Below are 15,423 nucleotides of genomic sequence, written 5' to 3'. Positions count from 1 at the left end.
GAGGCCCGCGTCACTCGACGACGTGCTTGCCCTCGGGGCGGGCGCTGCACGAGGCGCGGAACGCGCAGTGGGTGCAGTGCTGTCCGGTGGTGGGGGTGAAGCGTTCGTCGAGGACCTTGCCGGCGGCGGTCGCGAGGAGGTCGCCGACCCACTCGCCCTCGCCTCCGTCCGCGACGTCCCCCAAGGGTTGCTGCGACTGCACCTTGGGGAGGGCGTCACCGCCGTCCTTCTTGGCGGCGCCCTGGCGCAGCCGGACGAGTTCGGCTCCGCCGGATTCGGGGCGTTCGCCGTCGAAGGGTTCGTCGACGGCGCCCTCGCGGACGGCGAGCTGGTAGACGGCGAGCTGCGGGTGACGGGCGACGTCGGCGGCGGAGGGCGCCTGCTTGCCGGTCTTGAAGTCGACCACGTAGGCCCGGCCTTCGGTGTCGCGTTCGACGCGGTCCATGGAGCCGCGGATGCGCACTTCGTAGGAGCCCGCTTCGAGGGTGACGTCGAAGGCGTGCTCGCTGGCGACGGGGGTGCGCACGCGGCTGGAGTCGACGTGCCAGCGGAGGAAGCGTTCGAGCGCCACGCGCGCGTGGTCCTTCTCCTGGGCCGACTTCCAGGGGGCGTCGAAGGCGAGGGCGTCCCAGACGGAGTCGAGGCGTTCCATGAGGACGGCGAGGTCGGCGGGGGTGCGTCCGGAGGCGACCTCGTCGGCGAGGACGTGGACGACGTTTCCGAAGCCCTGGGCGGCGGTGGCGGGGGCGTCGGCCTTGACCTCGCGGCCGAGGAACCATTGCAGGGAGCAGGTGTTGGCGAGCTGGTCGAGGGCGCTTCCGGAGAGCACGACGGGCTGGTCGCGGTCGCGCAGGGGGACCTTGCTCTCGGTGGGGTCGTCCATGCCCCACCAGCGGTAGGGGTGCGCGGACGGCACGAGGGGGCGTCCGTCGTCGTCGGTGAGAGCGGCGAGACGGGCGAGGCGGCGGGCGGCGGCGTCGCGCAGTCTGTCGGAGGCGCGGGGGTCGACGGTGGTGGCGCGCAGTTCGGCGACGAGCGCGGCGACGGACAGGGGGCGGCGCGGACGGCCGGTGACGTCGTGGGGGTCGACGCCGAGTTCGGTGAGGAAGCGGGACGGCTGGTCGCCGTCGTCGGCGGGTGCCTTGACCGCGGTGACGACGAGGCGTTCACGCGCGCGCGTGGCGGCCACGTAGAACAGTCGGCGTTCTTCGGAGAGGAGCGCTCCGGGGGTGAGGGGTTCGGCGAGGCCGTCGCGTCCGATGCGGTCCGCTTCGAGGAGGGAGCCGCGGCGGCGCAGGTCGGGCCACAGGCCTTCCTGTACTCCGGCGACGACGACGAGGCGCCATTCGAGGCCCTTGGAGCGGTGGGCGGTCATGAGGCGTACGGCGTCGGGGCGTACGGCGCGTCCGGCGAGGGTGTCGGCGGCGATGTCCTGGGCCTCGACCTCTTCGAGGAAGTTGAGGGCGCCGCGGCCTCCGGTGCGTTCCTCGGCGCGGGAGGCGGTCGCGAAGAGGGCGCATACGGCGTCGAGGTCGCGGTCCGCGTTGCGTCCTGCGGCGCCGCCTCGGCGGGCGGCGCGTTCCAGGCGCTGGGGCCATGAGGTGCCGTTCCACAGCTGCCAGAGGGCTTCTTCGGCGGTGCCTCCGGAGGCGAGGGCGGCGCGGGCCGCGTGCAGCAGGGCGCCCAGGCGCTGGGCGCCGCGGGCGTGGGCGGGGTCGTGGGCGGCGAGGCGTTCGGGCTGGGCCAGGGCGCGGGCGAGGAGTTCGTCGGAGGGCGGCGGTACGTGGTTGCCGGCGTTGCGTTCCTCCTCGCGCAGGGCGCGGCCGAGGCGGCGCAGGTCGGCGGCGTCCATGCCGGCGAGGGGTGAGGCGAGGAGGGTGAGAGCGGTCTCGGTGTCGAGCCAGACGGGCGGTTCCTGATCCTGGTCGCCGTCGGGTTCGGGGTTGTCCTGCGCGACGCCGAGGGCGACGGCCCTGAGCGCGGTCAGCAGGGGCGTGACGGCCGGTTCGTGGCGCAGCGGCAGGTCGTCGCCGTCGATGTCGAGGGGGACGCCCGCTGCGGTGAGGGTGCGGCGGATCGCGGGGATGGAGCGGGTGCCGGCGCGGACGAGGACGGCCATGTCGTTCCAGGGGATGCCGTCCTCGAGGTGGGCGCGGCGCAGGATGTCCGCGATGTTGTCGAGTTCGGTGCCGGAGGTCGGATATGTGTAGACCTCGGCGCGGCCGCCGTCGTGCGCGGGGGTCAGTTCGCGGTGGGCGCGGACCTTGTCGGCGGGCAGGCGGGTCAGGGGCATGCGCCGGGTGATGCGGCGGGTGGCGTCCAGGAGGTGTGCTCCGGAGCGGCGGGACGTCGTGAGGACCTCTACGGGGGCGGGCGTTTTGTCCGCGCGGGGGAACTGGTGGGGGAATTCGAGGATGCCGTTCACGTCGGCGCCGCGGAACGTGTAGATCGACTGGTCGGGGTCTCCGAAGGCGAGCAGGGTGCGGCCGTGGCCGGCGAGGGCGTGCAGCAGCCGGACCTGGGCCGGGTCGGTGTCCTGGTACTCGTCGACGAACACGGCGTCGTAGCGCGTGGCGAGTTCGTCGGCGACGGGGGTGCGGTGGGCGAGGAGGACCGCGCGGTGGACGAGTTCGGCGTAGTCGAGGACGCCGTGCAGGTCGAGGACGTCGAGGTATTCGGCGAGGAAGGTGGCGGCTGCCTTCCAGTCGGGGCGGCCGATGCGGTGGGCGAAGGCGTCGAGTGCGGCTGGTCCGAGGCCCAGTTCGCGGCTGCGGGCGAGGACGGCGCGGACCTCGTCGGCGAAGCCGCGGGTGGTCAGGCAGGCGCGCAGTTCGTCGGGCCAGCGGACGTGGGCGAGGCCGGCCTGTTCGAGGTCGATCTGGCCGGCGAGCAGTTCGCGTACGGCGACGTCCTGTTCGGGTCCTGACAGCAGGCGCAGGGGTTCGGCGAACAGGCCGGCGTCCTGGTGGGCGCGGACGAGGGCGTAGCAGAACGAGTGGAACGTGGTGGCCTGTGGTGCGTGGGCGGCGCCGATGCGCAGGGCCATGCGGTCGCGCAGTTCGACGGCTGCCTTGCGGCTGAAGGTGAGGACGAGGATGCGCTCGGGGTCGGTGCCTTTGGCGATGCGGGCGGCGACGGCCTCGACGAGTGTGGTCGTCTTGCCCGTGCCCGGACCCGCGAGGACGAGCAGCGGACCGTGCGGGTGGTCAACCACCGCGCGCTGCCGTGCGTCCAGACGAGGGGGGTCCACCTGGGCCGGCGGGGTACGCACCAGTCGGTACGCGCCGGGGATCCCCTGTCGTACCTGGCGGTGCGGCAGGTTCCGGGTGGAGGAAGAGGAGCTCACGTGGATCGCTGGTCCTGGTGGGTGTGCTGGGGGAACGGGGAGGCGGCCGGCCGCCCGAGCGGGGCGGTGACTGGGGGGTGAGGGAGGTGTGCGCCGTCGACGCTACGCCGTCGAGTGTGGCGGAAGCCGGGCTTCCGCCGGGTCCCCCGGGTCCCGTGCGGCACGGGTGTGCCGCGATTCACGAACGTACGCGATGGCAGCGAAGTGCCCATCTCGCCCCGTTTACCCCGTACGGGCCACAGGCTGCTCGGGCGGGGGCGCGAGGGCGGAGGCTGTCAGGTGTGAGATTCCGCGCGTTCTTCGCCGTCCCATCGCGCGTGCCTCATGTCGAGGCGCGGGATGTGCCCCTCGGCCGCGCGGGAGGCTTCGCGCAGGGGGGTGCTCTCCGCGCGGTAGTGCCCCATGGCGTCGAGTTCGTGGCCGGGCAGCAGCACGCCGTCCGAGCGCACCACACGCCACCATGGAACGCCTCCTCCGTAGAGGGCCATCACGCGGCCGACCTGGCGCGGGCCGCCCTCACCGAGCCATTCGGCGACGTCCCCGTAGGTCATGACGCGCCCGGGCGGGATCAGCTCCGCGACCTCGAGCACCCGCTCCGCGTACTCCGGCAGCTCTCCCGCCGCACCGCTCTCCTCGCTCATCCGCCCCATCCTGCCGCACCAAACCGACACTGCGACGGCCCGCTCACGGGGCGTGGAGAGACGTATGAAGAAGCACGAATCCGTGGTTGCGGGATACTTTGCTCCCCCGCATCGCACCCTGATGCCCCCCTGTGTCAGTGGGACGTGCCACCATCGTGCGGGCGGTGACCGGTGATACGAGATCAAGAAGAAACGACGGAGCAGCAGGGCGTGCATCCCGATAAGGCGGAGGGCACCTCTGGGGCTTCGGCGCGCCCGGACGGCGAAGACGCCGACCGGTCCGCCGCGACCGAGCACACCGGCCACCCGGCCGCGGATCACCCGGCGGACGCGTCGGCGAAGGCGGGAGAGGCCGGGCCCGAGCGGGCCGAGGCCCCTCTCGTCGACCCGGAATGCATCGACTCCGACGCGCACTCCGAGCAGGTCGAGGGCGACGAACCCCTCCTCCCCGCGCGCGTGCACCGCCCCTCCGACCTGATGCGTCTTCTGGTCGGCGTTCTCGCGATCGCCGTTCTGCTGTCGGTCGCCGCGTTCGCGCACGGCACGACCTCGGGCCTTCAGCAGGACATCAGCAAGGGCACGGGCGCCGCACCCGACCTCATGATCAAGTTCGCGGGTCTCGCGTCGAGCATCGCGATCCTCCTCGTACCGGTCGCCTTCGCGATCGAGCGGCTGATCAAACGCGACGGGCTGCGGATCGCCGACGGTGTGCTCGCGGCCGTCCTCGCGCACGGAGTGACGCTGGCGACGGACCTGTGGGTCGCCCAGGGCGCACCACATCCGATCCAGGACGCCCTCACCCGGCCGTCACCGGGCGACATCCATGCGCTGACCGATCCGGTGCACGGCTATCTGGCGCCCGTCATCGCCTATATGACGGCTGTGGGGATGTCCCGCAGACCACGCTGGCGCGTGGTGCTGTGGGTGGTGCTGCTGCTCGACGCGTTCGCGATGCTCGTCACCGGCTACACGACACCGTTCTCGATCATCCTGACGGTCCTGATCGGCTGGACGGTCGCCTACGGGACGCTCTACGCGGTCGGGTCGCCGAACGTGCGACCCACCGGCCAGACGCTGCTCGCGGGCCTGCGGCACGTCGGCTTCCACCCGGTGAGCGCGGCCCGCGAAGAGATCCACGAGGGCACTACGGAGAACGGCGACAGAGGGCGGCGCTACTTCGTCACCCTGGAGGACGGCCCCCCGCTGGACGTCACCATCGTCGACCGGGAACAGCAGGCGCAGGGCTTCTTCTACCGCGTGTGGCGCCGGCTGACGCTGCGCGGCATCACCACGGGCCGCAGCCTCCAGTCCCTGCGCCAGGCGCTGGAGCAGGAGGCGCTCCTCGCGTACGCGGCGATCGCGGCCGGGGCCAACGCCGCGAAGCTGATCGCGACGTCCGAGCTCGGCCCCGACGCGGTGATGCTCGTGTACGAGCACACGGGCGGCCGTTCGCTGGACTCGGTGCCGGACGAGGAGATCACCGACGAGCTGCTGCGCGACACCTGGCACCAGGTGCAGGCGCTCCAGTCACGGCGTATCGCCCATCGGCGCCTCACCGGCGACGCGATTTTGGTGGATCGTTCCGGCACGGTGATCCTCACGGATCTGCGCGGCGGCGAGATCGCGTCCGGCGATCTGATCCTGCGCATGGACATCGCGCAGCTCCTGACCACGCTCGGCCTTCGCGTGGGCGCCGAGCGGGCCGTGGCGTCCGCGGTGGGAGTGCTCGGCCCCGACGCGATCGCCGACTGTCTGCCGCTGCTCCAGCCCATCGCCCTGAGCCGTACGACGCGCGCGACGCTGCGCAAGCGCGGCCGGGAGCGTTCCGAACGCGAGCGCGAGGCCGTGCTCGAAGCGTCGCGCAGGGCGAAGCAGGCCCGCCTGGACGAGGCCTCCGTGGCTGAGGCCTCCCTGGCCGAGAAATCGACGCCCACGGAGAGGGCCGGCGAGAAAACACTCTCTACGGAGACGGTCGCCGCGCAGACGACGCCTCCGTCGGCGAAGACGACCGCCAAGGCCGGACGGCAGACGGAGAAAGCCGAGCGACAGGCGGAGAAAGCCGAACGGCAGGCCGAGAAGAAGGCCATCGACGAGGCCCTGGACGAAGCGCGCGAGGAGGATCTGCTCACCCAGATCCGCCACCAGGTGCTCCGCATCCGGCCGCAGGCACCCGTCGAACCGGTCCGCCTGGAGCGCGTCAAACCGCGCACCCTCCTGAGCTTCATCGCGGGCGCCATCGGCGCGTACTTCCTGCTGTCGCAGCTGACGCACATCGAGTTCGGCACGCTGTTCAGCGAGGCCCAGTGGGGCTGGGTCGCCGCCGCCGTCCTGTTCTCGGCCCTGAGCTACTTCGCCGCGGCGATGAGCCTGCTCGGGTTCGTGCCGGAGCGAGTGCCGTTCCTGAGGACGGTCGCGGCGCAGGTCGCCGGCTCGTTCGTGAAGATCGTCGCACCGGCCGCCGTCGGCGGTGTGGCGCTCAACACCCGCTTCCTTCAGCGCTCGGGCGTGCGCCCCGGGCTCGCGGTGGCCAGTGTCGGCGCCTCCCAGCTCTTCGGCCTGGGCGCCCACATCCTGATGCTGCTGACCTTCGGCTATCTGACCGGCACGGAGAAGACCCCGTCCCTGTCACCGTCCCGGACGGTCATCGCGGGGCTGCTGACCGTCGCGGTCCTCGTGCTCGTGGTGACGTCGATCCCGTTCCTGCGGAAGTTCGTCGTCACGCGCGTACGGTCCCTGTTCGCCGGCGTCGTACCGCGCATGCTGGACGTGCTCCAGCGGCCGCAGAAGCTGCTCACCGGCATCGGCGGCATGCTCCTCCTGACGGCCTGCTTCGTGATGTGCCTGGACGCGTCGATCCGCGCCTTCGGGGACGAGTCGACGACGCTCAGCCTGGCCAGCGTCGCGGTCGTGTTCCTCGCGGGCAACGCCCTCGGATCCGCCGCTCCGACGCCGGGCGGTGTCGGAGCCGTCGAGGCGACTCTGACGGTCGGACTGATCGCGGTCGGGCTGCCCAAGGAAGTCGCGGCCCCGGCCGTGCTGCTCTACCGGCTCCTGACACTGTGGCTGCCGGTCCTGCCGGGCTGGCTCTTCTTCAACCACCTGTCCCGGAAGGGCTCCCTGTAGGAACACATCTCCCGGGAGGGGCCCTGTAGAGGCTCGTTTCCCGAGAGGGGCCCCTTAGAGGCACGTTTGCGGGAAGGGTCCCCGTAGAGGCACGTTGCGGGAAGGTCCCCGTAGAGGCCCGACTCCCGAAAAGGGATCCCTCTACGGGGGGCGTTTGCGGGAGGGAGTCCGTCACCCGCACGGCCCACGCCCCGAGCGCCCCGTGGACCGTCGCCGCAGGATGGGTTCATGCCCAATCCGTCCCGGCCGCGTGCCGCTGTTCTGGCTGCCACCGCCGTCCTCATGGCCTCCGCCCTCGCGGCGTGCGGCAGCGACTCCAAGGACGTGGACCCGACGTCCCAGTCCCTCAGCTGGAAGGACTGCCCCGCACCCTCGGAGTCGGAAGGAGGCGGCCCCGCGCCGTCCCCGCTGCCGGGCGGCGCCACCTGGCAGTGCGCCACCATGAAGGCGCCGCTCGACTGGGGCAAGCCCAAGGGCGACACGATCGGCATCGCCCTCATCCGCGCCAAGACCTCGGGCCCGAAGGACAAGCGCATCGGATCGCTCATCTTCAACTTCGGCGGACCCGGCGGTTCCGGAGTCACGACGCTGCCGGCGTTCGGCAACGACTACGCGAAGCTGCGCACCCGTTACGACCTGGTGAGCTTCGACCCGCGCGGCGTCGGCCGCAGCGACGGCGTGAAGTGCGAGAACGACGCGCAGCTCGACGAGTATTTCCAGCAGGACGCCATCCCCGACACCTCCGCCGAGACGAAGAAGCTCGTCGGCAACATCACCCAGTTCAACGACGCCTGTGAGAAGAACTCCGGGACGGTCATCCCGCACGTCGCCACCACGGACGCGGCCCGCGACATGGACCTGATGCGGCAGGTGCTCGGCGACGACAAGCTGCATTACTTCGGGATCTCGTATGGCACCGAACTGGGCGGCGTGTACGCCCACTTGTTCCCCAAGAACGTGGGCCGCGCCACCTTCGACGGTGTCGTCGACCCCACCCAGAACTCCGAAGAGGGCTCGCTCGGGCAGGCCAAGGGGTTCCAGCTCGCCCTCGACAACTACGCGAAGGACTGCACGTCCAAGGTCGAGGACTGCCCGGTCGGCGACACCCCCGAGGAGGTCAAGGCCAAGATCGCGAAACTGCTCAAGGACCTGGACTCCAAGCCCATCCCGGGGGTCTTCCCGCGCGAACTGACCCAGACGGCCGCGACGAACGGCATCGCGCAGTCGCTCTACTCCAAGGACTTCTGGGAGTACCTCACCGAGGGCCTCGTCCAGGCCTACGACGGCGACGGCAAGATCCTCATGATCCTTTCGGACTCCATGAACGGCCGTAACGAGGACGGCAAGTACAGCAACATCCAGGCCGCCAACGTGTCCGTCAGCTGCGCCGACGACAAGCCCCGCTACACGCCGACGTACGTCAGGTCGAAGCTCCCCGAGTTCCGCGCCGCCTCTCCCCTGTTCGGCGACTATCTCGCGTGGGGCATGCTCAGCTGCACGGACTGGGCGGTCCCCGGGGCCGCGGAGCACCCCGACGTGAGCGCGCCCGGATCGGCGCCGATCCTCGTCGTCGGCAACACGGGCGACCCGGCCACGCCGTACGAAGGCGCGAAGAAGATGGTCGACGCGCTCGGCAAGGGGGTCGGGGTGCGGCTCACGTACGAGGGCCAGGGGCACGGCGCGTACGACAGCGGGAACAAGTGTGTGCGGGGCGCCGTGGACGGCTATCTGCTGAACGGGACGGTGCCGAAGGCGAACTCGGTCTGCAAGTAGCCGCAGGGGGAAGCGCGTTCGGCTCGGGCGCACGGCGTTCCGATGCCGCTCCACCTCAGGTGATCGCTGTCGCTGTACCGCAGGTGATCGCTGTCGCTGTACCGCAGGTGATCGCTCTGCCTCAGGTGATTGTCAGTGGCGCTGCCTAGGATGGTCTGACTGTCTTCGGATCGGAGGCAGGCGAGGGGGATCGCCAGGGGGAGGTGCCTGTGTCGCGTCATGTTCGTTCGCTCGCGCTGCTGGCCGCGGGGCTGTTGGTGGCCGGTGCCGCCGCGGGCTGCGGCGGGCCGGGAGACAAAGCCGGGAACGGTGAGGGAAAGGGGCGCGCGCAGCCTGCGCCCTCGTCGTCGTCTCCGTCGTCACCGTCACGCTCGGGCAAGGCCGGCCCCGTCAGGCTTCCCGCCGCGCTCACGTCGCAGCGGCTCGACTGGGGCCGCTGCAAGGCGACCGACGACGGCCCCGCGCCCGGCTCCGACTGGCGGTGCGCGACGCTGAAGGCGCCGCTCGACTACGGGAAGCCGGACGGGGAGACCATCGGCATCGCCCTCATCCGCGCCAAGTCCACGAACGGGAGCGGACGTTCCGGCTCACTCCTGTTCAACTTCGGCGGACCGGGCGGTTCCGGGGTCTCGATGCTGCCCGCCTTCGCACCGGACTACGCGAAGCTGCGCGAGCGCTACGACCTGGTGAGTTTCGACCCGCGCGGCGTCGGCGCGAGCGAGGGGGTGCGCTGCCGCGACGACAAGGAGATCCAGGCGGCGGAGTCCGTCGACCTCACGCCGGACACCCCCGCCGAGGAGCGGGCGTACTTCCAGGACGCCGCCGACTTCGGCGCGGGCTGCGCCCAGACCGCCGGCAAGCTGCTCGGGCACCTGTCGACGGACGATACGGCCCGCGACATGGACCTCGCGCGCCAGGCGCTCGGCGACGACAAACTGCACTACATGGGCGTCTCGTACGGGACCCAACTGGGCGGTGTGTACGCGCACCTGTTCCCCAAGAACGTGGGCCGGCTCGTCCTGGACGCCGTGGTCGACCCGGCCGCGGACACCGTGGGCCACGCGGAGAACCAGGCGAGGGGATTCCAGCGGGCCCTCGACGACTACCTCAAGTCCACCGGCCAGGACCCGGATCAGGGGTCCGGGAAGATCGCCGCGTTGCTCAAGCGGATCGACCCGAAGCCACTGCCCGCCTCGGGCGGCCGCGTGCTCAACCAGTCGCTCGCCACGATCGGCATCACCGTCACCCTGTACAGCAAGAGCAGTTGGCCCGCGCTGACGCGTGGCCTGGAGGCGGCTGAGAAGGGCGACGGCACGGCGCTGCTCGCGCTGGCCGACGCGTACAACGAGCGCAGCCCCGCGGGGCATTACAGCTCGCAGAGCCATGCGCAGCGGGCGATCTCCTGTCTCGACGACAAGGAGCGGCCGACGCCCGCGCAGGCGAAGAAGCGGCTCGCCTCGTTCCGTGAGATCTCGCCCGTCTTCGGGGAGTTCATGGGCTGGGACACGGCGGGCTGGTGCCACGACTGGCCGGTACCGGGCCAGTACACGACGCCTGAGGTGAGCGCGCCGGGCGCCGCCCCGATCCTCGTCGTGGGCAACACGGGCGACCCGGCGACCCCGTACGAGGGCGCCCGCAGGATGGCCGACGAGCTCGGCAAGGGTGTCGGCGTCGAGCTCACCTGGAAGGGCGAGGGGCACGGCGCGTACGCCGGCGGGTCGAGCTGCGTCGACTCGACGGTGAACGGCTATCTCCTGGAGGGCCGAATACCCCGCGACGGGAAGGTCTGCTCCTGACGCGGACGCCCGCGCGGCTCCCCGTGCTGCGCTCCATGACGAACGGGCCCCGCACGCGAGGTGCGGGACCCGTTCGGAAAAGCTGCCCACTGACCGGCCGCGCGGGCCGGCGGGCGGTCTAGTAGACCGGCTTCTCGGGCTCGATCTGGTTGACCCAGCCGATCACGCCGCCGCCGACGTGCACGGCGTCGCTGAAGCCCGCGGACTTCAGGACGGCGAGGACTTCCGCACTGCGGACACCCGTCTTGCAGTGCAAGACGATCTTCTTGTCCTGCGGGAGGCTCTCCAGGGCGGTGCCCATGAGGAACTCGTTCTTCGGGATCAGCCGGGCGCCGGGGATCGAGACGATCTCGTACTCGTTCGGCTCGCGGACGTCGATGATCTCGATGTTCTCGCCGTCGTCGATCCACTCCTTGAGCTGCTTGGGAGTGATCGTCGAGCCGGCCGCCGCCTCCTGGGCCTCCTCGGACACGACGCCGCAGAAGGCCTCGTAGTCGATGAGCTCGGTGACGGTCGCGTTCGGTCCGCAGACCGCGCAGTCGGGGTCCTTGCGGACCTTGACCTGGCGGTACTGCATCTCCAGGGCGTCGTAGATCATCAGGCGGCCGACGAGCGGCTCGCCGATACCCGCGAGGAGCTTGATCGCCTCGGTGACCTGGATGGAGCCGATGGACGCGCACAGCACGCCCAGGACGCCGCCCTCGGCGCAGGAGGGGACCATGCCGGGGGGCGGGGGCTCCGGGTAGAGGCAGCGGTAGCACGGGCCGTGCTCGGACCAGAAGACCGAGGCCTGGCCGTCGAAGCGGTAGATCGAACCCCACACGTACGGCTTGTCGAGCAGCACGCACGCGTCGTTGACCAGGTAGCGGGTCGCGAAGTTGTCCGTGCCGTCGACGATCAGGTCGTACTGGCTGAAAATGTCCATCACGTTCTCGGCCTCGAGCCGCTCTTCGTGGAGGATCACGTTCACGTACGGGTTGATGCCGAGGACGGAGTCCTTCGCGGACTCGGCCTTGGAGCGGCCGATGTCGGCCTGGCTGTGGATGATCTGGCGCTGCAGGTTCGACTCGTCGACCTCGTCGAACTCGACGATGCCGAGCGTGCCCACACCGGCCGCGGCCAGGTACATGAGCGCCGGCGAGCCGAGGCCGCCGGCGCCCACGGCGAGCACCTTGGCGTTCTTCAGCCGCTTCTGCCCGTCCATCCCGACATCGGGGATGATCAGGTGGCGGGAGTACCTGCGGACCTCGTCTACGGTGAGCTCAGCAGCTGGCTCTACCAGGGGTGGCAGCGACACGGGGGCTCCGTTGATCGTCATTTCCGAACAGTGGTTCTTGCGTCAACACTGCCACGCCCCCCTTCATTCCGAGACACCCGTTCCGACCCGCGAGACGATGTCGTCCCAGTACCCGGGCATGGCCTCCCAGGGGTCGGCCGCGCCGCCGCGGTCCGTGCGGTCGGTGAAGTAGATCGTCCCCGCGCCCTGCCAGCGGGCGATGCGCAGCGCCTCGTCGAGGTGCCCGCGGGGCACCCCGTGCACGAAGTGGCAGAAGCGCTCGGGCGGGTAGTCGGCGGTCCACTCGGCGACCTGGGACCAGCGGTAGTCGCTCCACGGCCCGGAGAAGGTCACCAACTGGTCGGCGGTCTCGGCGTATCCCGGGTACGGGTGCGTGCCGTGGCCGAGGACGATGTGGGCGTCCTCGCACAGGGCGCGCAGCGTGGCGACGATGCGGCGGACCTCGGGGAGGGCGGCCCGCTCGGTCGGGCAGCGGTCGAGGGAGAACCCGTCGACGCGGTACCAGTCGAGATAGCGGTGGGCGTCGGAGACGACCTCGCCGAACGAGCGGGCGCCGTAGGTGAGATCGAGGTGCCCGAGGACCCGTACCTCCCGGTTGCGCAGCCTGCCCGTGGCTTCGAGGCAGTGCTGGTCGGGGCGGGCCCCGGGTCCGCCCGCGACGTTCAGGACGACCCAGTGCAAGGGGGCGCCGGGGCGAGTCAGTTCGGCCCATTCGACGGGCGCCATGAGGGGGTGTGCGTAGCCGGGGATGCCGAAGCCGAGCCGTATGTCGGTGCTCGCGGTCCCGGGGGCGGTGGGGGTCAGATACGGCATGCCGCTTCCATCCAGATGTCGGCGAGTGATTCCTCGAGGTTGATGCGGGGCCGCCAGCCGAGCCGGTCGCGTGCGGTGCGCACATCTGCCTGCTGCCAGCTGCCACAGCCGTCCGGGTACGGGTACGCGGCGGGTGCCAGGTGGTCCGGGTCGGAGCGGGGGTGGCCGAGCGTCGGGCGGACGGGGCCGCCGGGTGTGTCGAGCTCGTGGAGCGCACCGCCGAAGCCGGCGACACGGGCGAGTACGGACGCCGCGTCCCGCAGGCGGACGGCGCGGCCCGAGCCGATGTTGATGACGCCCTGCGCGGCGGAGAGCGAAGCCGCGTGGACGGCGCGGGCCACGTCGCGTACGTCGATGAAGTCGCGCTGCGCGCCGAGTCCGCCGAGTTTGAGTTCGCCGTCGCCGGACTGCATGGCACGGCGCATGGCCTCGGCGAGGCGGCCGAGCGGTGAGCCGGCGGGGGTGCCGGGTCCGGCCGGGGAGAACACGCGCAGGACGACGGCGTCGAGGCCGGAGCCGAGGACGAGTTCCGTCGCGGCGAGCTTGCTCACTCCGTACGGTCCGCCGGGCCGCGGTACGGCGTCCTCGGCGGTGGAGGAGCCGGGCTGTGAGGGCCCGTACTCGGCGCCGCAGCCGATCTGGACGAGGCGGGCGCCGCAGCCGCTGCGCCGCAGGGCCTCGCAGATGGTGGCGACGGCGACGGTGTTGTGCCGGGTGAGGTCGCGGGCGCCGCCGCGGGTGGCTCCCGCGCAGTTGATGACGACTCCGGGGTGGACCGCGTCGAGGAAGCGGGTCAGTGCGCCCGGGCTTCCGGTGGCGAGGTCGAACCGTACGTCCGCGTCGTCCCCCCGGCCGAGTGCGGTGAGCTGCACGGCGGGGTCGGCGAGGAGGCGGTCGGCGACGAAGCGGCCGAGATATCCGTTGGCTCCGATCAGCAGCACCCTCATCGGGCGGCTCCCCGGGTGAGCTTTCCGAGTTCTCCGGGAAGTCCTGGACGCCCGGGGTGACCGGATGGTCCGGGGCCTCCGGGGGGAGGGGTGGTCATCTCGCATTCTCCTTAGGGGTGTTGCCGTGGGTCTTCGGAAGGCCCGCGGTGTCGGCCCCGCGGGAGGGGAGCGGCCGGCGGGCCGCTTCGTGTGGTCGTACGGCGTCGGGCGCGGTCACGGAGTGGTGTCCGTGGGCGCGTGGGCGGAGGCCCGGGTGAGGGTGCGGGCCGCGTGGACGAGGAGGGTGAGCGCGGCGGCGCCGCAGGCCAGGGCGGGCACGGTGCCGGGCCCCCAGGCCTCTGTGGCCGTCTCTACGGGGACGGCGAGGAAGCCGCAGCCGGGGACCCGGCCGGCGAACACCGTGGCGACGGCGATCGTCTCGGCCGCGGCGGCGGCGCCCAGGACGACGGCGGGGGCGTGGGTGCGGCCGTGCGCCGTGAGCAGGCGGGCGAGCAGCAGGAGTGCGCCGAGCGTTCCGGCGCCGGCGTATGCGGCGTCCTGTCCGAGTACGGCGGCGGCCACCCCGATGAGGATGCACAGCGCGCACAGGAAGAGGGCGAAGACGGCGAGGAGGAGGGGGCGCGCGGAGGCGGCGAACTCGTCGAGGCCCCGGCTGGAGGCGAGCCTGCGCCGGGCTGCGGCGGCGAAGAGCTGGGTGCACCAGGCACCGGGCGCGACGGCGAAGGCGAGCGCGAGGAGGGGGGCGGTGGCGGGGGGCCAGGCCTCGTCGGGGCCGCCCGCGACGGCCGCGCTCAGGAGTCCGTCGCCGAGGAGGGCGTAGGCGAGGAGCCAGCAGGTCCAGGCGCGCGCGGCGGGCACGGTGTGGGCGGTGGCGCGCAGCGGGCCCCGGCTCAGGGCCGCGCGGAGTGCGGCGTAGACGGCGAGCACGCCGCCGGCCCCGACCGCGAGCCGCAGCCGTCCGTCGGTGAAGTGCAGTCCTACGAGGGTGAGGGCGCCCAGCGTGCCGGGCAGCAGCGCGAGGGCGGCCCAGACCGGGCGCCGGCCGCGCGGCGTGTCGGGTTCGGTGCGCCGGGTTTCCGGTTCGTTGCCGCTGTCGCGGGGCACGCGCGCGTACATCTCTTCGGCGAGCGAGAAGACGTCGCGGTGCCGGAAGCGGGCGGCGGTCCGGTCGGTGACGCCGTGGGCCTCGAGTCCCGCGGCGATCTCCAGGGGGTCCACGGCGCGCTCGCACAGCTCGCGGTGCCGGTGCATCAGGGCTTTCACGGGGTCCACGCCGGTCCGGCGACGGCTGCCGCCGGTGGCCTCGTCGCCTTTGGCGGGGCTGGTGTGGTGGGCGGAGGGGGAGGCAGGGGATGTATCGGGGAACGGGCTGCCCGTCGACGCGGAGGCGGAGGCGGCACCGGCGCGCCAGGCCGCGGGTTCGTTCACGAGCGCTTCGTCGGCGGGGGCGGGGTCGAGCCCACGTTCCAGGGGCCCGGGATCAGGCTCCGGCTCCAACTCCGCTCCCGGCTCCGCACGCCGCTCCGATTCCGACGTCGACTCCGGACCCGACGCCACACGCCGCTCCGATCCCAACGCCGGATCCGACGCCACACGACGCTCCGACTCCGACGCCGACTCCGATTCCGACTCCGCACGCCGCTCCGTTTCCGGCTCGCCGTCCGTCCCCGCCACCGACTCTGCGCCC

Annotated in this window: 9 protein-coding genes; 3 read left to right on the top strand and 6 right to left on the bottom strand. The window is 72.0% G+C overall.

Going from position 1 to position 15,423, the window contains the following annotated elements; all coding sequences use genetic code 11:
* Positions 1–10: 10 nt before the first annotated feature.
* Both ACIPWY_RS30530 and ACIPWY_RS30525 read right to left on the bottom strand, forming a co-directional pair.
* The gene (locus ACIPWY_RS30530; protein ID WP_401535879.1) at positions 11–3,346 is read right to left on the bottom strand and encodes an ATP-dependent helicase; all 3,336 of its coding nucleotides are present in this window, start codon (positions 3,344–3,346) and stop codon (positions 11–13) included.
* 275 nt (positions 3,347–3,621) lie between these two features.
* On the bottom strand, positions 3,622–3,996 hold the full coding sequence (locus ACIPWY_RS30525) for an MGMT family protein (RefSeq protein WP_362903812.1): 375 nt from the start codon (positions 3,994–3,996) through the stop codon (positions 3,622–3,624).
* A gap of 162 nt (positions 3,997–4,158) precedes the next feature.
* Between ACIPWY_RS30525 and ACIPWY_RS30520 the strand changes: the two genes are divergently transcribed.
* From ACIPWY_RS30520 to ACIPWY_RS30510, 3 genes are all read left to right on the top strand, one after another.
* Positions 4,159–7,110 (top strand): lysylphosphatidylglycerol synthase domain-containing protein, encoded by a 2,952-nt coding sequence (locus tag ACIPWY_RS30520; protein ID WP_393706026.1) that lies wholly within the window; start codon positions 4,159–4,161, stop codon positions 7,108–7,110.
* Between the two features lie 228 nt (positions 7,111–7,338).
* The gene (locus ACIPWY_RS30515) at positions 7,339–8,883 is read left to right on the top strand and encodes an alpha/beta hydrolase (protein WP_362903808.1); all 1,545 of its coding nucleotides are present in this window, start codon (positions 7,339–7,341) and stop codon (positions 8,881–8,883) included.
* A 209-nt stretch (positions 8,884–9,092) separates the two neighbouring features.
* Positions 9,093–10,679, top strand: a complete 1,587-nt coding sequence (locus ACIPWY_RS30510) for an alpha/beta hydrolase (RefSeq protein WP_401535876.1) — start codon at positions 9,093–9,095, stop codon at positions 10,677–10,679.
* A 118-nt stretch (positions 10,680–10,797) separates the two neighbouring features.
* Here the strand turns inward: ACIPWY_RS30510 and moeZ are convergent, their stop codons facing one another.
* From moeZ to ACIPWY_RS30490, 4 genes are all read right to left on the bottom strand, one after another.
* A complete protein-coding gene (gene moeZ, locus ACIPWY_RS30505) occupies positions 10,798–11,976 on the bottom strand; it encodes an adenylyltransferase/sulfurtransferase MoeZ (RefSeq protein WP_362903993.1) in 1,179 nt (392 codons plus the stop codon).
* Between the two features lie 63 nt (positions 11,977–12,039).
* Positions 12,040–12,789: a spherulation-specific family 4 protein gene (locus ACIPWY_RS30500; RefSeq protein WP_362903804.1), complete on the bottom strand. Its 750-nt coding sequence runs from the start codon at positions 12,787–12,789 to the stop codon at positions 12,040–12,042.
* Complete coding sequence (locus ACIPWY_RS30495) at positions 12,777–13,736, bottom strand: NAD-dependent epimerase/dehydratase family protein (protein ID WP_383886924.1); 960 nt, start codon at positions 13,734–13,736, stop codon at positions 12,777–12,779. The genes ACIPWY_RS30500 and ACIPWY_RS30495 overlap by 13 nt, the downstream gene beginning before the upstream one ends.
* 213 nt (positions 13,737–13,949) lie before the next feature.
* The gene (locus ACIPWY_RS30490) at positions 13,950–15,164 is read right to left on the bottom strand and encodes a hypothetical protein (protein WP_401535873.1); all 1,215 of its coding nucleotides are present in this window, start codon (positions 15,162–15,164) and stop codon (positions 13,950–13,952) included.
* Positions 15,165–15,423: the final 259 nt, after the last annotated feature.

Source organism: Streptomyces sp. NPDC090032, from assembly GCF_044748025.1.
Classification (GTDB): Bacteria; Actinomycetota; Actinomycetes; order Streptomycetales; family Streptomycetaceae; genus Streptomyces.
Note: the sequence above shows the minus strand (reverse complement) of the source record. Positions and strands in the feature narration are given on the sequence as shown.

Coding starts and splice junctions, on each gene's coding strand:
- ACIPWY_RS30495 (WP_383886924.1), bottom strand. CDS start 13,736: ATGAGGGTGCTGCTGATCGGAGCCAACGGATATCTCGGCCGCTTCGTC.
- ACIPWY_RS30500 (WP_362903804.1), bottom strand. CDS start 12,789: ATGCCGTATCTGACCCCCACCGCCCCCGGGACCGCGAGCACCGACATA.
- ACIPWY_RS30515 (WP_362903808.1), top strand. CDS start 7,339: ATGCCCAATCCGTCCCGGCCGCGTGCCGCTGTTCTGGCTGCCACCGCC.
- ACIPWY_RS30525 (WP_362903812.1), bottom strand. CDS start 3,996: ATGGGGCGGATGAGCGAGGAGAGCGGTGCGGCGGGAGAGCTGCCGGAG.